Origin of the sequence: Cobetia sp. MC34, from assembly GCF_018340035.1 — a bacterium.
GTDB classification, from domain to species: domain Bacteria; phylum Pseudomonadota; class Gammaproteobacteria; order Pseudomonadales; family Halomonadaceae; genus Cobetia; species Cobetia amphilecti.
In genome coordinates, this window is the sequence record NZ_JADPPY010000002.1 from 94983 (window position 1) to 118677 (window position 23695).

The window sequence follows — 23695 nt, forward strand, 5'->3', positions numbered from 1 at the left end:
GCCGCTAGCCCTCGATCTCCAGTCGGCTCTGGCCGTTGCCCGAGGGGCGTACCGCGATACGCACCGGAATGCGTTCATGCATCTCGGCCACATGCGAGATGACCCCGACGCGCCGGCCGCTGGCCTGCAGGCCATCCAGCGCCTCCATCGCCAGGGCCAGCGAATCCGGGTCGAGGCTGCCGAAGCCTTCATCGATGAACAGCGATTCGATGCGCAGCTCACCGGAGGCCATGCCCGCCAGGCCCAGCGCCAGCGCCAGTGAGACCAGGAAGGTTTCGCCGCCGGACAGCGAGTGCACGCTGCGCAGCTCGTCACCCATCTCGGTATCCACCACCACCAGCCCTAGCGGGCTGGCGCCGCGTGCCAGACGATAGCGGCGAACCAGATTGGCCAGATGCAGATTGGCATGCTCGATCAGGCGCTCGAGGTTGAAGGCCTGGGCGATGGTGCGGAACTTGGCACCACTGGCACTGCCGATCAGCTCCGACAGCGCGCCCCAGCGTTCATGGACTGCGCGGGCGCGGGCCAGCTGCTCGCCAAGTTCGGCGCTGCCGCTGCGGCGCTGATCATCATTGAGTATCGCCGCCTGCGCCGATTGATGGGCCTCGCGCACGGTAGTGAGCGGTGTCTTGAGCGCCGCGCTCAGAGTGGCCAACGCCTCGCCAAGCGCGTGGGTGTCTTCCTCGGGCTGTGGCTGCGCATCCTCCGGTTCTCCAGCGGCATCTCCCTGTGGGGGTTGCAGATGAGTCTGCAAGCGAGCATGCAGCGCCAGTGCCTGCTGGGCCTGGGCGCGGATGAGGCCAGTCTCTTCAGTTCCTGAAGCACCGTCTCCTGCGGTGCCTTCTCCCGCCGTGCCTTCTCTCGTCGTGCTTTCTCTCGCCGCACCTTCTCCAGCGGTACCTGCTCCTGACGTCTCCACGGCGGGCGCTGCCAGCTGTTCGAGTGCTGCCTGCCAGCTGGAGGTTCGAGCGGCCTGCCAGTGTTTGAGCTGACGCGCATTGCGCTCCTCACACAGGGCATCCGCGCGTGCGACGCGCTCGTGGGCGCTGCGCAGTTGCTGGCGCAGTGCCTGCAGCTCGTGATCCTCGACGGCCAGCAATTCCGCGATGCGCGCGTCATCCAGGCCGGGATTCGCTGTCTGCCAATGCGCGCGTTCGCGGTCGAGCGAGTCTTGCTCCTCGCGCAGCTCCGTCTGGCGTTGCTGCAGGTTGGCCTGCTGCTGCGTCAGCTGCTGTTGCTGTTCGCTCAATTCCTGCAGTGCCTGCCGCGCATCCTCTTGTTCGTTGCGCATCCGGGTGGTCAGCGACTCGATCCAGTCGGACCAGTCGCTCACGCTGGCATGCTGTCGCTTGGGGTCTGCGCTCAGCTGCTGGGCAAGCGTGGCGCTGAGTTGTTCGATCTCGCGCGCCAGCGCAGTGATCTGCGTCTCACACTGTTGAAGCTGCGCCTCGCCATGCTGGCATTGCGTCGTCAGCGTGGCGTGACGTGTTGCCAGTGCCTGGCGTTGCTCACGCAGCGGCGTCAGCTGACGCAGTGTCGACACCAGCGTGTTCTGGCGGGCGTCCAGTTCCCCAAGGAGCTGCTCGATCAGTTGCAGTGCGTGGGCAGCCGGCAGCTGCGGCAAGGGGGCAAGCTGGGGCTGCTCCGACAGCGAGTGCCGGGCCAGAAGCTCGCTCAGGTTCGTCTGGCAGCTCTGCGCCTGCTGCTGCAGGCGTTGCAGCTCCGTGTGCAGCTGGGTCTGTTCCTGCTGCAGATAGCCGAGCTGCTGCTCGAGGCGGGCATGCTCGTGACTGGCCGTCTCCATGGATTGCTGTGCGGTGGCCGTGGCCTGGCGGCGCTGGTCAAGGCGCTCGCGGGCCTGCTGCTCCAGCTGAGCGATCAGCGCCTCGGCCGGTGCGGCCTGGCCGGCGGCGGGGTGCTCGTGGCTGCCGCACACCGGGCACTCCTCGCCCTGGACCAGCCCGCGGCGCAGCGCCATCACGTTGTCGCTGCGTGCCAGACGCTCCTGCTCCTGCTGGCGGCGCTCGGCGTCTTCCTCGTGGCGCGCCTGATCACGGGCCTGCAATGCCTGCGCCTGCCGGCCAGCCACATCCCGCAACGCCTGTTGCTGTCGGGGCAGCTGCTGCTCCAGCTCGACAAGACGCTGCTGCACCTCATCACGGCGGGCCAGGCCACTGATCTGCTCGCTGAGTTCGGGCTTGAGCTCCAGTAGTGCATCGCGCTGACGTTGCAGCTGGTCACGATAATCTTCGGCATCGCGCAGCGGCTGGCCTGACTCGTCGACCAGCGTCGCCTGCAGCTGCTGGAGTTGCTGCTCCAGCTGCTGGCGCTGACGATCCTGTGTCTCCAGCTCCTGCTGATGTTGGCCGAGCGTGTCGCGCAGGCGTTGCTGTTCACTCTGCTGGCTGGCGTGTGCTTCGCGTTGTTGCGCCAGACGCGAGGCCACCTGACGTGCCTCTTCAAGCTTCGGCAGTTGCTCGCCACGCCAGGTCTCGCAGCGCTGCATGCGTTCATCGGCGGTGTGCCTGGCGGCTCTGGCCTGCTCAACCCTGGGCGACAGGGCGCCGAGCTGCTGCTCCAGCTGGGCCAGTTGCGTGACCAGCTGCGCATGCTGCGGCGCGATCGCCGTGAGGCGCAGCAGGGCAGGACGAATCGGCGCGAGGGCCTCCAGGGCGCTGAGTTGCTCGCGCTGACGGGAAAGCCCATCGCTGGCGGCGTGAGCCTCGGTCTGCTCCTGCTGCGCCTGACGCAGGGCCTGTTCGAGCTCGCCCGCCGTGGTGGTCCACTGGTGATAGGTCGTCAGCGCATCATGCTGTTCGCTGAGCCGGGTCATGGCCGTCTGACGTAGGCGGACTTCCTCCTCGAGCGCCTGGCGCTCCTGCGGGCTGGCCGGTAACTGGCCCTCCAGCTTGCGCTCCAGTTCATTGACGGTCTCGCGGGCGGCGCGCTCGCGCTCATGGGCGGCCATCGAGATCTCGGAGTAATGGCCGGTATCGGTCAGCTTCTCCAGCAACTCCGAGCGTTCATTGTCATTGGCACGCAGGAAGGCGCTGAACTCGCTCTGCGCCAGCAGTACGGCGCGGGTGAACTGCTCGAAATTGAGCCCCAGCCTGTCGATGATCAACGCCTTGGCGTCATTGCTGGTGGTGTTGAGGGTCTGAGCCGGCTGGGTGTCATCGCCGGTGGGCAGCAGCTGGAGATGTTGCTTGGCATTCTGCAGGCGCCCGCCGGGCTTGCCGCGCGCGCGGCTGACCGTCCAGCTGGCGCGATAGCGCAGGCCATCGCGGCCGATGAAATCCACCTCGGCCTTGCCTTCGCCGCAGCCACGCCGTAGCAGGCTGCGCGGGTCCTTGAGCGTCAACTGATGCTCGCCGACATCCTCCAGCTGGCCGCCACTCGGCGTCTGGCGCAGGCGCGGCGTGGTGCCATAGAGCGCCAGACACAGGGCATCGAGCAGCGTGCTCTTGCCGGCCCCGGTGGGGCCGGTGATGGCGAACAGGCCGGCATCGGACAGCGGCGCCTTCTCGAAGTCGACTTCATGCGTGCCGGCAAGCGACGCCAGGTTGTCGAGGCGCAGGGCGAGAATCTTCATGCCTGACCTCCCTTGGCCTTGTCTGCCGAGGCTGTCTTGTCTATCGAAGCCGCCTTGTCGGCCTTGCGAGCGGGCCGGGTGGCCGGCTCGCCTTCGAGACGCGTCTCGCGTGCGGCCTCGACCTCCTCGAGCAGCTGGGCGAAATCCTCGACCAGCGTCGGGTCCGGCTCACTGTCATAGGTGGCGCGATAGTGACGCTCGAACAGCCCCATCGGCTCCAGCTCATCGAGCTTCACGCCCTTCGGCGCACGATGCTCGGCATTGGGGGCCGGGTAGCGGGTGACCAGCTTGATCAGACGCAGCGGCGCGCCTTCCAGCAGCGCCTCGATGCGGGCGCGCAGGTCGATCAGCGGGGCTTCCAGCTGCACGGTCACTTCCAGCCACGGCCAGCGTGTCGGCTCGAGATCCGCCTGCGCCTCGGCGACCAGCGCCGTGAGCCGAGAGGTGATCTCGGTCAGTGGCGCAGGCCCGACGCGTGTGAGCGCGACTTGGCAGGGCACGCGATGCTCCTCGACCTTCTCCAGGCTGTCATTGTTGAGCGTGACATCGAGGATGCGGTGACCGTAGTCGACCTCGGAGAAGTCCATCGCCAGCGGCGTGCCGCAATAGCGGATGCGCTCCTCACCACTCACGCGCTGCGGGCGATGCAGGTGGCCCAGCGCCACATAGGCGATGTCGTCGGGGAACAGGCTGGTCGAGAGCGCCTCTTCGCCACCCATCAGGATCGGGCGCTCGCTGTTCTCGGACACCTCGCCGTCACGCATGTGGGCATGACCCATGGCGATCAGCGCCTCGCCGGGCTGGCGGGCGGCGCGCGCAGCACTGACCAGCTGCTGGTGCACGCGGGCCACGCCGTCGCGGTAGGCCTCGCTGCGGGTACGTTCGGCCTTGCCTGCTGCTTGGCCTTCCTGCTCGGCTTGTTCGCCGCTGCTCAGGCCGGTGACCTCGGCCGGGCGCAGGAAGGGCACCGCCAGGCACAGGGCGCGGCGCTTGCCGTCACGATCATGCAGGGGCACCAGCAGATGCTGGCAATCGAGACTGTGGGCATCGCCGCCGTCGGCGGAGTCATCCACCCAGCGCACGCGACCCAGCGCATGGGTCTTGAGACGTGCCAGCAACGCGGCCGGCAGCTCGATGCGCGAGCCGGAATCGTGATTGCCGGCGATCATCACGATCTCCAGCGCCGCGTCCTGCTCGTGGGCGCGCACGATGAAGTCGTAGAGCAGTTCCTGGGCGGCCAGGCTCGGGTTGACCACATCGAACAGGTCTCCGGCGATCAGCAGCGCATCCGGCGCCAGAGTCTTGAGCTGCCCGAGCAGCCAGTCGAGAAAGGCAGCGTGCTCGACATGACGGCTCTGGCCGTGAAAGCTCTGGCCGAGATGCCAGTCGGAAGTGTGCAGAAAGCGGAAGCTCACGATGGGGTCCTTGCGAAGTCGTCTGGCCGGCGGCTGGGGCTGGGGCAAGCCGGGCCGGGTGAAATGCTGCCCAGTGTACGGTCTGGCTTCGCTGGGGCGGAAGAGGGCACGGCCTCAAGCCGCTCAAGGTGCGGCGCATTATCAGGCAGATGATCTGGATCAAACCCTTCCACGGGCAAAATCGACAAAAGTCGCTACGCTGAAAGTCGAGGCCCTTGTCATTCACCGACAAGCCCACGCGATGGCAGCGTGTGGGAGTTGCCTCAAGCGAATCACATCAGCGGAGAAGCCCTCATGGGGCTTTCTTGCGCACAGTCTTCGCAACGTCTTCAAGCTGACTTGGATAACAATCAGGCTGGTGACAGAGGATGCTGTTACCGACGCCCAGAGATGACAGGAAGGATTCGAAATGCGCCAAGGTCTTTTTGCTTCACCTCGTCCCGACAATCTCGGCCTGCATGATGGCATGCTGGCTCCGGCCCCCAGCACCCCCAACGGGGTCAGTTCCCAGGCCACTGACAGCAAGCATTATGTCGCGCCACTCCCGATGCCGCAGGATTGCTGCGTCAGTGCGATGGAGAAGTTGCACGGCATCATAGAATCGATGGGCCATGCTGAAATCGTCAGCGAAGATGGCGGCTATCTGCACGCCGAGTTCCACACCCCCGTGCTGGGCTTCGTCGATGATGTGGAAATCGTCTGCAATGAAGAGGAGGGGGTCTGTCATGTGCGCAGCGTCTCGCGCAGAGGGCATTCCGATCTCGGCAAGAACCGCCAGCGGGTCGAGGACATTCGCCAGCGCCTGGAAGGCTGGGGCTACTGCAGCTGACGCTTGTCGATGAACCTGAATCTGAACCTGAGCCTCAGGAGTCGCCCGTCATGCGACGGAAGATGGCCCCTCGCATGACGCCCACTACCTCCCCTCATTGCTTGAACTGCACAGGATGACGTCCACCACCCCGGCCCGCCTTCTCGAGGCGCCGGGGTTTTTCATGCCAACTCTTGGCAAGGTCGGCGTGATTTCCCGCAAGACCCCTGCCAAACAGTGAGCGAACGCTACCCAGCCAAGGTCGCCTTTGCTACTCTGGACGCGATACATGAGACGCATGATTGCATCGATCTGTATTGTGTTTTTTGCAATACAGTGATGCGTCGTACGCTGGCAGGATTCCGCATGATCGCCACGCCTCCGGGGCAACCCCGGTGCTTTCAGTCATCATCAGCACGACTTCCGCTCCGTGACCGATGATGACTCTCGGTTGGATGATGTCTTTCGATTCGATGATGTCCCTCGACAGGATGATGTCTCTCGATTCGATGATGTCTCTCGACAGGATGATGTCTCCCCGACTGAAAGCCTCCAAGACAAGATGTGCGACGCGTGAATCACCCTTGACCATCGCTGGACACCAGCCCCCGCTAAACAGAGATCCATGAACGATTCCGTCCCCGCAGCGGGCTCCGCCTCCGCTGCTCACGATTTGCCCAACGAAAATTCGCTCAAGCGTGGTGACATCAAGGTGCTCGGTCTGTCCGCTCTCGGCGGCGCCCTCGAGTTCTATGACTTCGTCATCTTCGTGTTCTTCGCCACTGTCGTCGGCCAGCTGTTCTTCCCGCCCGACATTCCCGAGTGGCTGCGTCAGGTGCAGACCTTCGGCATCTTCGCCGCCGGTTATCTGGCGCGCCCGCTGGGTGGCATCATCATGGCCCACTTCGGCGATACGCTGGGCCGCAAGAAGATGTTCACGCTGTCCATCTTCATGATGTCGCTGCCGACCCTGCTGATGGGCATGCTGCCGACCTATGCCGTCATCGGCATGTGGGCGCCGCTGCTGCTGATCATCCTGCGTCTGTTCCAGGGCGCGGCGGTCGGAGGTGAGGTACCGGGTGCCTGGGTGTTCGTCAGTGAGCACGTCGCACCGCGTCACAATGGTCTGGCCTGCGGCACGCTCTCGATGGGCCTGGTGGGTGGCATCCTGCTCGGCTCGCTGATGGCCAGCGCCATCAACAGTGTCTACACCCCGCAAGAGGTCAGTGATTTCGCCTGGCGGATTCCGTTCATCATCGGCGGCGTGTTCGGGCTGTTCTCGGTCTATCTGCGTCGCTGGTTGCACGAGACGCCGGTATTCGCCGAGATGCAGCAGAAGAAGGCGCTGGCCGCCGAGCTGCCCTTGAAGATGATCCTGCGGGAACAGCGTCCGGCGATTGCCGTGGCGATGGCAGTCACCTGGGTTCTGACCGCTGCCATCGTGGTCGTGATCCTGATGACGCCGAGCCTGATCGCGGGCCTCGAGGGCCTGAGCCGCGCCGCGGCCTTCTCCGCCAACAGTCTGGCGATCGTGGCGGTGTGCATCGGCTGCATCATCTCCGGTTACATGGTCGATCGCATCGGCGCCGGCGTCACCCTGGTGCTGTGGAGCGCCTTGCTGGGCATCACCTATTGGGTCTTCCTCGCCACCATGCACTCAGACCCCAGCCTGCTGGTGCCGCTCTACTGCTTGACCGGCTTCAGCGTCGGCATCGTCGGCGCGGTGCCGAGCATCGCGATCCGCGGCTTCCCGCCAGCGGTGCGCTTCACCGGCCTGTCGTTCTCCTACAATGTCGCCTACGCCATCTTCGGTGGCTTCACGCCGATTCTGGTCTCGCTGATGATGACCGTCTCGCCGCTGTCGCCCACCTGGTACGTGGCGGCGCTGTCGCTGATGGGCGTGGTGCTCGGCCTGTGGCTGGCGATCAGCCCGCGTGGCCGCGAACTGATGCGCATCGTCTGATCAGCGTATCTGCTATCGCAGGATGAGAGGCAGGCCCTTGTGGCCTGCCTCTGCCTGAAAACGCGCATCACCCTCTGGGTGGTGCGCGTTTTTCGTTTGGGCCGGCGCCACGGCGACGCTAGGATAGAGCCATTCATTGTCTCTTCCGCGCAGCGGCTTGCCACGGCCACGATGGCCGGGTTGTCACTCCCAGCAGGATGCCCGCATGTTTACCGTTCTTCACGCCAATCACCTCGAGGACCTGCGCGATCTGGCCCTCAAGGTGATCAAGGCCGCGCCTCAGCCTCCGCTGGTGCCGGAAACCTTCCTCGTCCAGTCCAACGGCATGGCCCAGTGGCTGAGGTTGTCATTGGCCGAGGCCGATGGCATCGCCGCCTCGGTGGATTTTCCACTGCCCTCAAGCTTCGTATGGCGTGCCTATCGCGGGGTATTGGGTGGCGTGCTGGGCGACGAGATTCCGGAGCTGTCGCCCTTCGACAAGGGCCCGCTTGCCTGGCGTCTGCTGCGCCTGCTGCCGGGGCTGCTGGCCGATGAATCCCAGGCCGAATGTTATGCGCCGCTCAGGGATTACCTGTGTCGCGACGAGCGTGGCCAGCTGATCGAGGCGGTCGGTGAGGACGCATTGCCAGCGCTGCCCGAGGGTCCCGAGGCCGAACGTCAGCAGTGGCAGCTGGCTTGCCAGCTGGCGGACCTGTTCGATCAGTACCTCAACTATCGCCCCGAGTGGGTACGCAGTTGGGAGAGCGGGCTGGAAGACGACAACTTCCGGGATGCCTTCGCGCGTCAGCAGGCCGCAAGCGAGCTGCCGGCCAATCTGCTGCCCGACAACCTGCCGGACAGCCAGCAGTGGCAGCCGGCACTGTGGCGCGCGGTGCTGGCCGATGCGCCATCCAGCAGCCGCCAGCATCACCGCGCCGCCCTGCATGGTCGCTTCGTCGCGGCGGCGCGCGCGCTGGAGACACTGCCCTCGACACGCCGTCATCCGCTGCCGCCACGCCTGTTCGTGTTCGGTATCTCGGCGTTGCCGGGCCAGACGCTGGATGCGCTGCATGCGCTGTCCGGGGTGATGGACATCTACCTGATGATCACCAATCCCTGCCGCCATTACTGGGGCGATATCGTCTCCGACCGCGAAGCCGTGCGGCGCAGTTCGCGAGCAGACAGCCAGCGCATGGACAGCGAGCGCCTCGCGCAACAGCGTGCCCGTCACCCCGAGGCGCCGGCGCTGATCGGGCTGGCGGAGGAGGAGTTGCACCTCAAGGCCAACCCGCTGCTGGCAGGGCTTGGCGCACAGGGGCGTGACTTCATCGTCAGCCTGTATGAATTCGAGAGCGCGCTGTCGGGGCGCGACAGCGGCTTCGATCTCGAGCTGGACGTCTTCGTGCCGCGCATCAGCGAGGACACGCCACCCGAGCAGGCGCCGCTGCTGCAGCAGATCCAGGACGAGATACTCGAGCTGGTCCACCCCGGCGAGCGTGCCTTGGCCGAGGGCAGTCCGCGGGCGCTTGCGGCCGATGACGACTCCATCAGTCTGGTCAGCGCCCACTCGGCGCTGCGCGAGGTCGAGATCCTCCATGACCGCCTGCTGGCGGCCTTCGAGCGGGCCCATGACGCCGAGAAACGTGGTGAGGGCGAGCCGCTGCGGCCGCGCGACATCCTGGTGATGGTGCCCGATATCGACCGATATGCCCCCTATATCGAGGCGGTGTTCGGTCAGCTGCCGCCGGGCAATCCGCGTCATATTCCCTTCACCATCGCCGACCGCGTGGCCAGTCAGGCCAATCCGCTGCTCGGGCTGGTGCTGATGTTGCTGGAGCTGCCGGAACGCCGCCTTGGCGTCAGCGAGGTGCTGGATGCGCTGGATGTTGCTGCCTTCCGGCGTCGTTTCGCCATCGAGGAGGGTGAGCTCGAGCGTCTGCGGCGCTGGCTGGCCGACAGCGGCGTGCGCTGGGGCCTCTCCGGCGAGCACCGCGAGCAGCTCGGCTTCATGCCCCTCGACGAGAACAGCTGGCGCTTCGGGCTCGAGCGCATGCTGCTGGGCTACGCCACCGGCGCCCCCGCGCAGGGGGAACTTGGATATGAGCAAAATGGCGCTCCGATGGACGATCTGATGGACGGCCTTGTCGACATGAACGGCCTGAGCTTCGACGGCGTGGTGCCCTTCGATGAAGTGGCCGGTCTCGAGGCCGAGCTGGCAGGCAAGGTCGGCGAGCTGATCGAGAGCCTGGATCGCTGGCGGCGCTGGCTGGATACCTCGCGTACGCCGGCGGATTGGGCCACCACGCTGCAGCGGCTGTGGGAGGAGAGCCTCAGTCCTGACAGCGCCGAGGAATTCGACATTCTGGCGCGTCTGCAAGCGGCGCTCTCACGCCTCGACAAGGGCTGGCAGCAGGCCGGTTTCGAGGGCTGCCTGTCGCTCAAGGTGGTGCGCGAGGCGCTGCGCGGCGAGCTGGACAGCGGCGGTCTCGCCCAGCGCTTTCTCGCCGGGCGGGTCAACTTCGCCACCCTGATGCCGATGCGTGCGATTCCCTTCCGTGAAGTGCACCTGCTGGGCATGAACGATGGCGACTACCCGCGGGTGCGCATGCCGCAGGATTTCGACCTGATGGCCAGCCGCCCGCAGGCGGGCGACCGCTCACGCCGCGACGATGATCGCTACCTGTTCCTGGAGGCGCTGCTAGCGGCACGGGATCGCCTGTCAATCTCGTGGGTCGGGCGTGACCAGCGCGACAATGGCGAGCGGCCGCCTTCGGTGCTGGTCGGTGAACTGCTCGACTACATCGAGCTGGGCTGGGAGCCCGAGCAGCCGCACTCCGCCAAGCGTTCGCGGGAGGCAGCGCTGCGTGAGCGTCTGATCACCGAACACCCGCTGCAGCCGTTCTCGCGGCGCTATTTCCATGCCTCCCAGGCAGCGGTCGTCGATCTGTTCAGCTATGACGCCAGCTGGTCGAGCCTGTATCGCGCGACGGGGCAGGCTCAAGTGACTGAAACACTTCAGGAAAACCCAAGCAATGCCAGTCAGGTGAAAGCGGCGGCCACGACTGCCTTGAGGCAGCTGGTGGAGCAGGCGCCGGAGTCCCATCTGCGCCTCGGTGCCGATTCGCTGGCGCGCTTCCTGCGCCGCCCCTGGCAGCTGGGGCTGGACCGCGTCGGCGTGCGCTTCCGCGATGCCGAGGTGCCGGATGAAGACAACGAACCCTTCGCCCCCGACGGGCTGGAGAGCTTCACCCTGACCCGCGAGCTGCTGGACGCCGCGCTTGCCGGGCAGTCACTGCCGCTGGCCGCCGAACGTCTGCGCCGGGCCGGGCGGCTGCCGGCGCTGGGCTTTGCCGACGCCTTGATCGAACCGCGCCTCAAGCGCCTGGATCAGCAGTTGGCCAGCTGGCGTGACCAGCTCAGCGATGCCATCTCGCTGCCGCCGCGCACCCTCGAGGTACCGCTGATCATGCAGGATGAGGGCGGCGAGATGCTGCGCGTGACCCTCACCACGCGCTTGATCAGCCGTCAGCAGCTGCGCGATGACGCCGAGGGCGAAAGCCGCCTGCTGGCCACGCTGGAGGCGACCCACTTCGGCACCCTCAAGCCCGGCAAGGAAGGGCGCTACAAGAAGCTCGGCAAGCCGCATCGTCTGCTGGCCGGCTACCTCGACTGGCTGATGGCCAATGCGTGTCCCGGCCTCGGGGAAGTGGCAGGTGATCAGGGCGCAAGCCGTGAAGGCTATCAGTGGCTTGCGGTGTTCGAGGACCGCTGGCTGCTGTTCCCCGCGCTGCGCATCGAGCAGGCCGAGGCCGCGCTGCGCCATCTCGTCAAGGCCTATGCCCAGGGCTGGCAGGCGCCGCTGGCGGCCGCGCTGGAACTGGCGACCACCCTCTGGGAGGTGGTGGGCGAGGAGGATCGCAATGCCCTGTTCGGCGCGCTCAAGGCGCAGGCCGCGGACGGCAACGCAAACCTTGAGACGGCGCTGGCCGCCATTCACAAGCCCTGGCTTGGTGAGAGTCTGACGCGCGCCATGGAAACCCGCTTCAGCGAAGACATCTTCAAGGGCCCCCAGGCGCTCAGGCGTCAGGAAGGCGCGCTGGGCGAGTTGTGGCCGGAGTTCGAGGCCTTTGCACAGGCCGGCGGCGTGCTCAACAGCGTGCAGCTCTATCAGCCACTGATCGAGAGCATGATCGGCGTGCGTCAGGGCATTCTCGGCGAACGCGCGGTGGAGCTTGCCACCGGGAAGGCGACGTCATGAGCGATACCAGAGTGGAAGACATGCGCGGTGTGGAGAGTGGCGTGAGGAGTGGCATCGCTCAGGACAAGGAAGCGGCAATGAGTGACGAGATGGATCAGAGCCAGCAGGGCCAGGCCCTCGATATTCCGACGCTGCCCCTGCTCGGTCAGCATCTGATCGAGGCGAGTGCCGGTACTGGCAAGACCTTCACCCTCGCCGCGCTCTACGTGCGGCTGGTGCTCGGGCCCTTGCCCGGCCAGGACGCGGGCGTCTGCTATCCGCGCCCGCTGACGCCGCCAGAGATTCTGGTGGTGACCTTCACCGAAGCCGCCACCGCGGAGCTTAGAGACCGCATTCGAGCGCGCCTCAAGCAGGCGCGTGAGGCGCTGCTGGAGCGTGCCAGTCCTGATCCGGTGCTGGCCGAGTTGCTCGCGCCGCTGCTGACATCATCACCTGCCGAGGACGCATCTCGCCTCAAGGCTGCCGCGGCACGGCGCCTCGATCAGGCCGCGCGCCTGATGGATGACGCCGCCATCTTCACCATCCACGGCTTCTGCCAGCGCATGCTCAGCCGACATGCCTTCGATGCTGGCGGACGCTTCGGCGCCGAGCTGTTGCAGGATGGCCAGTCGCTGCTGGCGCGCTGCGTCGAGGATTACTGGCGCTGCGAGTTCTATCCGCTGGCCCGTGAGTGGCAGGCCTTGATCCGTGGGCGCTGGGCCGGGCCCGACGCGTTGGGAGAGGAGCTGCGCGGCCTGCTGCGGGATGGCACGCCACGCCCGCTGTACCGCGACGGCGAATGTCTTGAGGCCCCGCATGACCTGAGCGAGCTGCTCGGCAATGCCGAACAGTGGCGTCAGCAGCAGGAGGCCGCCCGGCGCGCCGTCGAGGAAAGCTTCGATGAGCCGGCCATCCGCGCGGTGATGGGCGAGGCCTTCGCCAGCAAGGCCCTCAACGGCAACAGCTACAAGGAGGCCGAGCTCGAGCCTCGCCTGGCGGCGACGGCCGCCTGGCTGGCCAGCGGTGAGCACGACTTCGCCGCCGACATGCTCGACAGCAAGAAGCTGTGCTGGCTGAGTCAGGCCAAGCTCGAGAAGGGCACCAAGAAGAACTGCCAGACGCCGCGCCATCCCTTCTTCGCGGCGCTGGACAGGCTGGCCGAGGTGCCCGCCCCGGACGCCGTACTGCTGGATCAGGTCGCCGTGCACGCGCGTGACAGTGTCGCCCGCGCCCTGATCTGCGAGAAGCGCCGCCTCGGGCTGTGGGAATTCTCCGACCTGCTCAATGATCTCGATCACGCACTGGAGCCGTCGCTCAATGGCGAGGCCAGCCAGCGTCTGGCGCGCCAGATCCGTCAGGAGCTGCCGGTGGCGATGATCGACGAATTCCAGGACACCGATCCGGTCCAGTACCGCATCTTCCGGCGCATCTATCCGCAGACGGCGGGCGATGGCCCGACCGACGACGATGCCATCAACATTGATGTCGGCAACGATGCTGGCGAGGCGCCCAGCACGCTGTTGATGATCGGTGACCCCAAGCAGGCCATCTATGCCTTCCGCGGCGCCGATATCGACACCTATCTGGCGGCGCGCAAGGTCACCAGCTCGCGCTTCACCCTGCCGCGCAACTTCCGCTCCAGTGCCGCGATGGTGTCCGCGGTGAATGCCCTGTTCGCCCAGCATCAGGCGCCCTTCGGCAGTGAGGACATTCCCTTCCAACCGGTCGAGGCCCAGGGCACGCGCACCCGGCTGGTGCTGGGTCATCCGGATGGCCGCGAAGAGGCCGCCTGCGCGCTGAACCTGTGGTGGGCCAGCGGTGAGCGTCTGAGCGCCGATGACCACCGCCGCGCCATGAGTGGTGCCTGCCGCGCCCAGATTCAGGCCTTGCTGGAAGGACAGCAGCGTCTGGCGGCGGGCGAGCCGGGGCTGGTGTTCATGGACGAGGGCGATTCGACGCCACGTGGCGTGGCCGCCAGCGATATCGCCGTGCTGGTGCGCAACGGCCGCGAGGCCGCGGCGGTGCGGAGCGCGCTGGCCGAAGGCGGCATCCGCAGCGTCTATCTGAGCGAGAAGAGCTCGGTATTCGACACGCCGGAGGCCTTCGAACTGTTGCAGCTGTTCGAGGCCGTGGCCCATCCGCGTGATGACCGCCGTCTGCGCGCGGCGCTGGCGACGCGGCTGCTGGCCGAGGATCTCTCGCTGGTCGAACGCCTCGCGGTGGATGAGTTGGCCTGGGAGCGTGAGGTCGAGCGCTTCGATGGCTATCACCGCGACTGGCAGCGGCGCGGCGTGCTGCCGATGCTGCGCGGCGTGATGCGCGACTTCCGGGTCGGTGAGCGGTTGGCGGCGCGCGCCGGGGGCGAGCGCGCCCTGACGGACGTGCTGCACCTTGGCGAGCTGGCCCAGAATGCCGCCCAGCGCCTCGATGGCGAGCAGGCGTTGCTGCGCTGGTGGCATCAGGCGCTGGAATCCGGCCATGAAGCGCTGGACAGCGACAGCCTCAGTCAGCGACTGGAAAGTGATGAGGGGCTGGTGCGCGTCGTCACCATCCACAAGTCCAAGGGGCTCGAGTATCCCATCGTGCTGCTGCCGTTCATGGCCAGCTTCCGCGCGGCCGAGCCGGACAAAAATTTCGGCCTGCTGACCCTCAAGCAGCGCTGGCTGGCCACGGCTGAAGAGGGAGGCGCTGACGAGGAAGACGATAACGAGGAAGTGCCTGCTCACAGAGTCGATCAGGAGGATGACGCTCTCGATGACAGCATCCTGGTCAAGAAGCCCTCCAGGGAGGCCATCGCGGCGGCCGACCATGCACGGCTGATGGAAGATGTGCGTCTGCTCTACGTGGCGCTGACGCGTCCCAAGTTTGCCTGCTGGCTGGGGCTGGCGCCTATCGGCAAGGGCGGTTTCAGCAAGCAGCTGAGCCTGCCGTCCACCGCCGTCGGCTACCTGCTTGGCCTGAGTGATACCCCGGATATCGAGGCCAGCGCCATCGAGGCCGCGCTGCACGGCTGGTGTGATCAGCAGTCTGCCGGTCTGGCGCGCGTTTCCGGCCTGCCCGCACCAGTAGGCCATGAATATCAGCCCCCGGCGGAGCGCGATCAGCACTTCCACGGCGCGCGCCACTTCGCGGGCGGTATCGAGGATGACTGGTGGATCGCCTCCTACACCGCCTTGCTCACTGATGCCCGTCAGGTGACGGCGGCGCTGGAAGACACCGCCGACGCCGCGGATGACCGCGTGCCCGAGGGCGCCACCGAGATCGCGCTGGAAGAGGGCGAGCAGGGCCTGACGCGCCCGGACCGCGAGGTGGCGGGGCAGTCCGGCCCGCTGCTGGCCGGCGGCCTGCCGATGACGGTGGGCGAGATCCATCTGCATGACTTCCCGCGCGGACCGCGCCCGGGGACCTTCCTGCACGGCCTGCTGGAGGCGGTGGATCTCGATCGCCTCGGTGCGGATGACTATCGCGGCGAGCTTGAGCGGCTGGTGGGCTCGCGGCTGCATTTCGGTGGCTTCGATGCCAGCTGGCAGCCGCGCCTCACCGACTGGCTGGAGCAGGCGCTGACCCGCCCGCTACAGGGCTTCGAGGGCGAGCCTATCCTGCTCAACCGGCTGGAGGCCTGGCTGCCGGAGCTGGAATTCTGGCTGCCGGCCGTGCACGCACGCAGTCTGCCGCTGGACGCCGTGGTCACCGCGCTGGAACCGTTGCCGCGCTCGCGGCCCAGGCTCGCGCCACGCCGCATGCACGGCATGCTCAAGGGCTTCATCGATCTGACCTTCCAGTCCGGCGGGCGCTGGTACGTGCTGGACTGGAAATCCAACTATCTGGGCGAGCGCCCCGAGGATTATCTTGGTGAGTCACTGGCCCGCGCCATGGTAGAGCACCGCTACGACCTGCAATACGTGCTCTACACCCTCGCGCTGCATCGCCTGCTCAAGGCGCGCCTCGGCGACGACTACGATTACGAGCGCTGCATGGGCGGGGTGCTGTATGTCTTCCTGCGCGGCCTGGATGCCGGCGGTGATTCACCCGCGCTTGCGGTGGATGAGACTGAAACGGCGCCCGGCCGGCCCCTTGAAGGGACAGCGACGCCCGGCGTCTTCCAGCGCAGGCCATCACAGGCGCTGATCGAGGCGCTGGATCTCTGGCTGGGCGGCGACAGCTCCGCATTGGATAGCCTGCTCCTCAACACCACCGACACCTCGCCACTCACGCAAAGCGGCCAGCAGGGGGCCTTCGATGTCTGACACCATGTCTGTGCCAACGCAGCAGCACAGCGCTGCCCCTGACGCCCCGACTGCCGACACCCTGCTCGCCACGCTCGGCCTGTGGGTGGAGCTGGGCTGGCTTAGGCGCGTCGATGCCCATCTGGTGCGCTTCATGGCGCGCCATGTGCCGGAGGCCCCGGCCAGCGTATTGCTGGCGGCCGCGTTGGCCAGCCACCAGCTGGGACGCGGGCATGTGTGCCTGTCGCTGTCGCGGGCGCTGGCCGAGCCACGCGCGACCCTGTCGTTGCCGCCGCTGGAGCAGTCCGAGGCGCATCTGGCCGAGGTCAGCGTAGCCCTGCCGGAGGCCTTCCTGGCGGATCTCGATGCCGGGCGCTGGGCCGAGCAATTGGCGGCATCGCGGCTGGTCAGCGTACTGGCGCAGGCCGACTCCCCGGCAGGCCATCTGCCGCTGCGCCCGCTGGTGCTGGTGGGCGAGCGCCTCTATCTGCGCCGTTACTGGCAGGCCGAGCGTGAAGTCGCGGCGGGGCTGCGTGCGCGGATGGGGCCGAGTGAGGAGGGCGAGACGCGGGTCAGTGATGCGCTGGGCGAGCGTCTGCGCGAGCTGTTCGCCAGCAATCAGCCGGACCCGCACGGCGAGCCGGACTGGCAGAAGCTGGCCTGCGCCCTGGCGTTGCGTCAGCGCCTGACGGTGATCTCCGGCGGCCCCGGTACCGGCAAGACCACCACCGTCACGCGCCTGTTGGCGCTGTTGCAGGCTCAGGCGCTGGCGGGTGGCGCTGACGGTGTAGAGGGCGAGCTGGAGAGCGCTGAGACAGGCCATCCGCACGAGCGGCGGGCGCTGGATATCCGCCTGCTCGCCCCGACCGGCAAGGCGGCGGCGCGGCTGTCGGAGTCGATCCGGGGGGCGGTGGCGAAGCTCGAGGTGCCAGACGCGGTACGCGCCGCCATCCCGCGCGAGGCAAGCACCGTGCACCGTCTGCTGGGCGCACGGCCGGATTCGCGCCACTTCCGCCATCACGCCGGCAACCCGCTGGCGCTGGATCTGCTGGTGGTGGATGAAGCCTCGATGGTCGATCTCGACCTGATGGCCGCCCTGCTCGGCGCGCTGCCCGCCCACGCCCGCCTGATTCTGCTCGGCGACAAGGACCAGCTGGCCTCGGTGGAAGCCGGCGCCGTGCTGGGCGATCTCTGCGAGCATGCGCTGCCGCCGCGCTACTCACCGGCGCTGTGTGAAGATCTCACCCGCCTGACCGGCGAAACGCTGGAGCAGGCCATCGCCGTGCCTGATGGCCAGGACTTGGAGGAAACATCAGCGACGCGCGGCCGACTCGCCGATCACGTGGTGGTGCTGCAGAAGAGCTATCGCTTCTCTGCCGACAGTGGCATCGGCGCCCTGGCACGCGCCAGCAACGCCGGTGATCGTCAGGCGCTGCGCGATGTCTGGAAGGCCGGTTATCGCGACATCGCCTGGCTCAAGCTCAGTGGCCCGGAGGACCGCGATCTCGAGAAGCTGGTAGTCAATGGCTACCGCCCGGCGCTGGAGGCCGTGCGTGAGCGGCGCCCGGCGCGTGAGGTGATCGACCTGCTGCTCGAGTTCCAGCTGCTGTGCGCGCTGCGCCGTGGCCCCTATGGCGTCGATGGCCTCAACCAGCGCGTGGCGCGGGTGCTGATGCGGCGCGGCCTGATCGCCGACGAGCGCGGCTGGTACGCCGGTCGCCCGGTGATGGTGACGCGCAACGACCGCGCGCTGGGGCTCTACAACGGCGATGTCGGCATCACCCTGCCGGACCCCGCTGCCGGCGGGCGCCTGCGCGTGTTCTTCCCGGTCGAGGAGGAGGCGACGCCAGACACCGAGCGTGATGGGCAGGACACCGACATCCAGCGCTTCCACCGTGGCGTGCGCGCGGTATTGCCGTCACGCCTCGAGGCGGTGGAGACCGTCTTCGCGATGACGGTCCACAAGTCGCAGGGTTCCGAGTTCCGCCATGTGTTATTCGTGTTGCCTGAGGGCGCCAATCCGATTCTGACCCGTGAGCTGGTCTACACCGGCATCACGCGGGCCAAGTCGCGGGTCACGCTGGCGGGAACCCGCCGCGAGACGCTGGAAGGTGCCATTGAACGACGCGTGGTGAGAGCCAGCGGGCTGGTGCTCTAGGCCGGACACCGACGGATGATCGTCATCTCCGGCTCCGCCGCGCTCGACGGGAGGAGGGGACATGACGGACGTCAGCAGTCGCGTGAAGGAAAGAGCGCAGCCACAGAGCGAGATGCATGCCGTGGCGCTGGCCACGGCGGCCAGCCAGCTCAAGGACCCGCAGGCGGCGGTGGCCGAGCTTGCCCGAACGCTTGATCTGGCGCTGGGAAGTCGCGAGCGTCTCGGCGGGGTGCTGTTCTTCTGCTCGGCGGATTATCCGCTGGCGGCACTGGGCCAGGCGCTGGCCGCCACCTTCGGCGAGGTGCCGGTAAGCGGCTGCACCACCGCCGGCGAGATCACGCCCGCGGGCTATGCGCGCGGCTCCATCACCGCCATCGGCCTTGCGCGCAGCGACTTCGCGCTGGCGCAGGTGCTGATCGATGATCTGAGCGGTTTCGATCTTCCGCGTGCCCAGGCGCTGAGTGACGAGCTGCTGGCACGCTGTCGCGAGCAGGCCGTGGCGCCGGTGATGGGCAACAGCTTCGCGCTGACGCTGCTCGACGGGCTCTCGAGCAGCGAGGAGCAGGTGCTGGCGACGCTGGATGCGGCGCTGGGCAGCATTCCCGCCTTCGGTGGCTCCGCCGGGGATGACAATCGCCTGTCGCACACCTATGTCTACGCCGATGGCGTCTTCCATGATCAGGCGGCGGTCGTGGTGGTGGTCAATACGCGGCTGCCGTTCGAGGTCATCAGCACCCATCACCTCACGCCGCTGGCCGACAAGCTGGTGGTGACGGCGGTGGATCGTGATTCGCGCCGCGTGCTGGAGCTGAATGCCGAACCCGCCGCCGAGGAGTACGCCCGGCTGGCCGGCGTCGCGCCCGAAGCGCTGGAGGAGGCGGTCTTCGCGCGTTGTCCGCTGGCGGTGCGCATCGGCGAGGCGCATTACGTGCGCTCCATCCAGCGCGTGAATGACGATGCCAGCCTGAGTTTCTACTGCGCGGTGGAGACCGGCATCGTGCTCACCGCCATGCAGGCCACGCCGATTCTCGAGCAGCTCGAGCAGCGTCTGGCCGAGGTGGAGGCGCGCCTTGGGCCGCCCGCGCTGACCATCGGCTGCGACTGCTTCCTGCGGCGCATGGAGATCGAGGCGCTGGCACTGGAGGATGAGGCCTCGCGCATGCTCAGGCGTCACCGGGTGATCGGCTTCAATACCTACGGTGAGCAGCACCACGGCATGCACATCAACCAGACCTTCACCGGTGTGGTGATCGGCCAGCACCGGTCGGTTGCCGACGGCACGGGAGGACAGGATGTCGCCTGATACGCCGCTGACCGAACAGGGCTTTCTGACCAGGACAGCCCCCCTGACCGAGCCGGATACCCAGACTGAGACGGATGCTCAAAGCGCCGAACTCGCCGCCCTCAAGGCGCGCAATCGCCAGCTGGAGAAGATCAACGCCGCCCTGATCGAGCGGGTCGAATCCAGCAGCCCTTCACCGAGCGCGCCCTACGCCGCCTTCGAACATGCGGTGCTGCTGGCGGATCAGGTGCGCGAGCGCACCGATGCCCTGCATCGCACCCTCGATGAGCTTGGGGCGCTCAATCGACGCCTCACCGCCGCCAAGGCCGCCGCCGAGGCGGCCAATCACTCCAAGACCCGCTTTCTCGCCGCCATCAGCCATGACCTGCTGCAACCCCTGAATGCCGCCCGGCTGTTCGCCAGCGCCCTGGAAGAGCAACTGGCGCGGCTGGCGCTGGATGATTCCCTGCCGGGCGACGCCACGCCCAGCGAGCTGGTGGCGCGGCTGGGGCGCTCGCTGGCAGATGTCGAGAGTCTGCTGGGCACGCTGGTCGATATCTCGCGGCTGGATGCCGGCGTGCTGACGGCGGATGTTGCCGTCTTCCCGGTGCGTGAGCTGCTGGATGTGCTCGCCGAGGAATATCGCCAGCTGGGCGCCGCCCGTGGGCTCGAGCTGCATTACGTGGCCAGTCATCTGAGTATCGAGTCGGACCTGCAATTGCTGGCGCGAGTGGTGCGCAACTTCCTGAGCAATGCGCTGCGTCATGTACCGGATGGCTCGACGCGCGGGCGGGTGCTGCTGGGGTGTCGGCGTCGCGGCGACTGGCTGGAGATCACCGTGGCCGACAACGGCCCCGGCATCGCCGAGCATCAGCGCGAGGTGGTCTTCCAGGAATTCCGACGTCTGGCGCCGCGCCAGGACAACGAGCAGCGCGGCCTCGGGCTGGGGCTGGCGATCGTCAAGCGCATCACCGGCCTGCTGGAGCACCCCCTGTCGCTGACCAGCACGCCGGGGCGCGGCGCCGCCTTCGCGGTCCGCGTGCCGATTCGTCAGCCTGCCAGTTTGGTAGGCCCGGCGGCTGACGCCTCTTCTCCCGGCCAGCCTTGCGCGTCACCGCTCGCGCAGCCGCTGCTCGATACCGTTATCTGGGTGGTCGAGGATGATCGGGAGGTGTGTGCCGGCATGCAGTCATTGCTCGGGGGCTGGGGCGCGAGTGTCCACTGCGCCGAGGATGCCGAGGTGCTGTTGCAGCAGGCCGTGGCCACGCCGCAGGTCTTGATCGTCGATCATCAGCTGGGCGAAGGGCAGCCCGATGGCCTCAAGCAGGCGCAACGCCTGCGGCAACGCTGGCCGGGCCTGCCGGTGGTGGTGATCAGCGCGGACCACTCGGCGCCGCTCAAGGCCAGGGCGCGTGCGCTCGGTTTCGGGTTTCTGCTAAAGCCGGTCAAGCCACTGCGCCTGCGCCAGTTGCTGGTCAATTGTCGCTAGCCGCGCGCAGAAGGGCTGGAAGAGATGTTGGAAAGGGGGAGGGAAAAGAGGGCTGGGAAAGAGGCTGAGGGGGCCTCAAGAAGAGACTGGAAAGGGGGAAGGCAAAGACAGTGGCAAATAGGCGTCCGCCACGGGGGTGATTGAAGGAGCCTATCGGGCACCACGCTTGTTTTAATGAGAATCAATGGCATTTGGCGTGTATGCTGATCACATAGCCTCCCGCATATTTCTTTATCTGTTCGCGGGTCATTGATCTGGCAGGTTTTCCCCCCATGCTGAATGTCATGTCCGATAAATCCGTACGTCATGCCGCAAGCATGTCACTGGGCAGCGAAGGCGACGCCTCTGCTGCCGGTGGTGCGCACACAGCTTCCCCTGTCCGTCTCGCTGGCCGCCTGCGCCGCGCCTTGCCATTCCTCGGCCCGGCGATGATCGCCGCCGTGGCCTATATCGACCCGGGCAACTTCGCGACCAACATCGAGGCCGGCTCCCGCTATGGCTACACCCTGCTGTGGGTGGTGCTGTGGGCCAACCTGATGGCGATGTTGATCCAGACTCTGTCCGCGCGGCTGGGGCTGGCGACCGGCAAGAATCTGGCCGAGGTCATCCGTGAACGCTTCCCGCGTCCGGTGGTGTGGGCCTTCTGGGTGCAGGCGGAGATCGTCGCTATCGCGACCGATCTGGCCGAATTCCTGGGGGCGGCGCTGGCCTTCAATCTGCTCTTCGGGCTCAGTATGCTGGAAGGGGCGCTGCTGACCGGCGCCATCACCTATGCGGTGCTGGTGATGCAGCGCTTCGGCTTCCGCATGATGGAAATGATCATCGGCGCGATGATTCTGGCGGTCTCGGCGGGCTTCCTGCTCGAGATCATTCTCAGTCGCCCGCCGGTGGAGCCGATCATCTACGGTTTGCTGTCGCCGAACTTCCCGGATAGCCACGCCATCTTCCTGGCGGCGGGCATCCTCGGTGCCACCGTGATGCCCCACGTCATCTACCTGCATTCCGCGCTGTCCCAGAATCGCATCCGGGTGCGTGACAGCGGTCAGCGCCGTCGCGTGATGGGTTACTACCGGCTGGATGTCATCATCGGCATGGCGCTGGCCGGCTTGATCAACATGGCGATGCTGGTGCTGGCCGCCAAGGTCTTCCACGGTAACGGCGAGACCGGCGTGGCCTCCATCACCGAGAGCTACAAGCTGCTGTCGCCGCTGATGGGTCAGGATGCGGCGAGTCTTATCTTCGGCTTCACGCTGCTGCTGGCGGGGCTGTCCTCGTCCATCGTCGGCACCCTGTCCGGTCAGGTAGTGATGCAGGGCTTCGTCAACTTCCGCATTCCTATGTGGCTGCGCCGCGTGATCACCATGGCACCGGCCATCGCCATCATCCTGATGGAGTTGCCGGAGCAGCAGGTGCTGGTCGCAAGCCAGGTGGTACTCAGCTTCGGGATTCCCTTCGCGCTGGTGCCGCTGTTGATGTTCACCGCCAATCGCCGCCTGATGGGCGACCTGGTCAATCGTCACTGGGTGACGGCCATCGGGGTGCTGGTCGCGGCGATCATCATCCTGCTCAATGGCTATGTGCTGGTCGGCGAGCTGATGTAGGCTTCATGCTTTATGCCCCAGTTCCTATGCCCTTGTGAGAGGTAAAAGCCCTGCTGGTGGCAGGCCCTCGCAACGCCCCGCTGTGTGCCTCATTCGTGAGCGCCCCGGCGGGGCGTTGCGCGTTTTGGGAAGGCAGGGGGCGCGCTCGCGCCAGACACGGCAGGCAGGGCGTGGCTGGCCAGCAGAATCGCCTGTACCCGGCTGGCGACCCCCAGCTTGTGGAGGATGGCGGAGACATGCGACTTGACGGTGGTTTCCGCCACGCCCAGCTGCCAGGCGATCATCTTGTTGGATTCGCCCAGCACCATGCGCTCCAGCACGCCGCGCTGCTTGGTGGTGAGGGTCTGCCACCGCTGCGCGAATTCCGCCTCGCTGAGGCTCGGCGCAAGTTGAGGGGCTGGCGGTGGCACTGGTGCTGAGGCCGATGCCGAGGCTGATGAGGATGAGGAAGCCGCCTGGCTCGCCAGCGCCGGACGCGGGGCGGCGCGCATCAGGCGGGCGGGCACATAGACCTCACCGGCCAGCATGCGCGCGAGCGCCTCGCGCAATACCTCCGCCGAGCTCGACTTGGAGAGATAGCCGACCGCGCCGAGTGCCAACGCCTCCAGCACCGTCTCGCGCGCCTCGTGGGCGGAGAGTATCGCCACCGGCAGCCAGTCTGCCTCCTGGCGCAAGCGCGCCAGGCCTTCCAGGCCGTGGCTGTCGGGCAGGTCGAGATCCAGCAGCAGCAGGTCGAGGCTATCGGCATGGGCGTCGATGAGGCTGAGCGTCTCGGCGAGACTGGCGGCCTGCAGCAGCTCGTAGGGCGGCGCCGGCGCGTCAGCGACGCTCAGACTCAGGGTACGACTGATGGCATCACGGAACAGCGGATGGTCATCCGCGATCAACAGACGGTACATGGAGGCTCCTGGCCGGTGGCGGGCGATATCCTGATCAAGGCTTTTC

11 protein-coding genes are annotated in these 23695 nt (G+C 66.9%); 8 read left to right on the forward strand and 3 right to left on the reverse strand.

Annotation, left to right across the window (positions count from 1 at the left end):
• Nucleotides 1-4: 4 nt before the first annotated feature.
• Complete coding sequence (locus IZU87_RS01735) at nucleotides 5-3592, reverse strand: AAA family ATPase (protein WP_213113490.1); 3588 nt, start codon at nucleotides 3590-3592, stop codon at nucleotides 5-7.
• Nucleotides 3589-5007, reverse strand: a complete 1419-nt coding sequence (locus IZU87_RS01740; protein ID WP_213113491.1) for an exonuclease SbcCD subunit D C-terminal domain-containing protein — start codon at nucleotides 5005-5007, stop codon at nucleotides 3589-3591. Before IZU87_RS01740 ends, IZU87_RS01735 begins: the two co-directional genes overlap by 4 nt.
• 409 nt (nucleotides 5008-5416) lie before the next feature.
• On the opposite strand from IZU87_RS01740, the gene IZU87_RS01745 reads away from it, so the two are divergent.
• The 8 genes from IZU87_RS01745 (at nucleotide 5417) to IZU87_RS01780 (ending at nucleotide 22750) form a co-directional block, all read left to right on the forward strand.
• Nucleotides 5417-5836, forward strand: a complete 420-nt coding sequence (locus IZU87_RS01745) for a DUF1499 domain-containing protein (RefSeq protein WP_043333122.1) — start codon at nucleotides 5417-5419, stop codon at nucleotides 5834-5836.
• A gap of 604 nt (nucleotides 5837-6440) precedes the next feature.
• Nucleotides 6441-7778: an MFS transporter gene (locus tag IZU87_RS01750; protein ID WP_213113492.1), complete on the forward strand. Its 1338-nt coding sequence runs from the start codon at nucleotides 6441-6443 to the stop codon at nucleotides 7776-7778.
• 205 nt (nucleotides 7779-7983) lie between these two features.
• Complete coding sequence (gene recC / locus IZU87_RS01755) at nucleotides 7984-12015, forward strand: exodeoxyribonuclease V subunit gamma (RefSeq protein WP_213113493.1); 4032 nt, start codon at nucleotides 7984-7986, stop codon at nucleotides 12013-12015.
• Entirely contained in the window at nucleotides 12012-16241 is a 4230-nt protein-coding gene (gene recB / locus IZU87_RS01760; protein WP_213113494.1) for an exodeoxyribonuclease V subunit beta, read from the forward strand. Before recC ends, recB begins: the two co-directional genes overlap by 4 nt.
• Before the next feature lie 4 nt (nucleotides 16242-16245).
• A complete protein-coding gene (gene recD / locus IZU87_RS01765; RefSeq protein WP_249330380.1) occupies nucleotides 16246-18378 on the forward strand; it encodes an exodeoxyribonuclease V subunit alpha in 2133 nt (710 codons plus the stop codon).
• Nucleotides 18379-18490: 112 nt separating this feature from the next.
• The gene (gene nosP / locus IZU87_RS01770; RefSeq protein ID WP_213113546.1) at nucleotides 18491-19681 is read left to right on the forward strand and encodes a nitric oxide-sensing protein NosP; all 1191 of its coding nucleotides are present in this window, start codon (nucleotides 18491-18493) and stop codon (nucleotides 19679-19681) included.
• A complete protein-coding gene (locus tag IZU87_RS01775; RefSeq protein ID WP_213113496.1) occupies nucleotides 19671-21149 on the forward strand; it encodes an ATP-binding response regulator in 1479 nt (492 codons plus the stop codon). Before nosP ends, IZU87_RS01775 begins: the two co-directional genes overlap by 11 nt.
• A gap of 284 nt (nucleotides 21150-21433) precedes the next feature.
• Entirely contained in the window at nucleotides 21434-22750 is a 1317-nt protein-coding gene (locus IZU87_RS01780) for an Nramp family divalent metal transporter (protein ID WP_240548686.1), read from the forward strand.
• An 89-nt stretch (nucleotides 22751-22839) separates the two neighbouring features.
• Here IZU87_RS01780 and IZU87_RS01785 read toward each other — a convergent pair whose 3' ends face one another.
• Nucleotides 22840-23649 carry a response regulator gene (locus IZU87_RS01785; RefSeq protein ID WP_213113497.1) on the reverse strand — a complete coding sequence of 270 codons (810 nt, stop codon included), beginning with the start codon at nucleotides 23647-23649 and terminating at the stop codon, nucleotides 22840-22842.
• Between the last annotated feature and the right edge of the window lie 46 nt (nucleotides 23650-23695).

Bases quoted from the DNA above. Each gene is read 5' to 3' on its own strand.
- IZU87_RS01735 (WP_213113490.1), bottom strand. From the start codon at position 3,592: ATGAAGATTCTCGCCCTGCGCCTCGACAACCTGGCGTCGCTTGCCGGC.
- IZU87_RS01745 (WP_043333122.1), top strand. From the start codon at position 5,417: ATGCGCCAAGGTCTTTTTGCTTCACCTCGTCCCGACAATCTCGGCCTG.
- IZU87_RS01750 (WP_213113492.1), top strand. From the start codon at position 6,441: ATGAACGATTCCGTCCCCGCAGCGGGCTCCGCCTCCGCTGCTCACGAT.
- recC (WP_213113493.1), top strand. From the start codon at position 7,984: ATGTTTACCGTTCTTCACGCCAATCACCTCGAGGACCTGCGCGATCTG.
- recB (WP_213113494.1), top strand. From the start codon at position 12,012: ATGAGCGATACCAGAGTGGAAGACATGCGCGGTGTGGAGAGTGGCGTG.
- recD (WP_249330380.1), top strand. From the start codon at position 16,246: ATGTCTGTGCCAACGCAGCAGCACAGCGCTGCCCCTGACGCCCCGACT.
- nosP (WP_213113546.1), top strand. From the start codon at position 18,491: ATGCATGCCGTGGCGCTGGCCACGGCGGCCAGCCAGCTCAAGGACCCG.
- IZU87_RS01775 (WP_213113496.1), top strand. From the start codon at position 19,671: ATGTCGCCTGATACGCCGCTGACCGAACAGGGCTTTCTGACCAGGACA.
- IZU87_RS01780 (WP_240548686.1), top strand. From the start codon at position 21,434: ATGTCCGATAAATCCGTACGTCATGCCGCAAGCATGTCACTGGGCAGC.
- IZU87_RS01785 (WP_213113497.1), bottom strand. From the start codon at position 23,649: ATGTACCGTCTGTTGATCGCGGATGACCATCCGCTGTTCCGTGATGCC.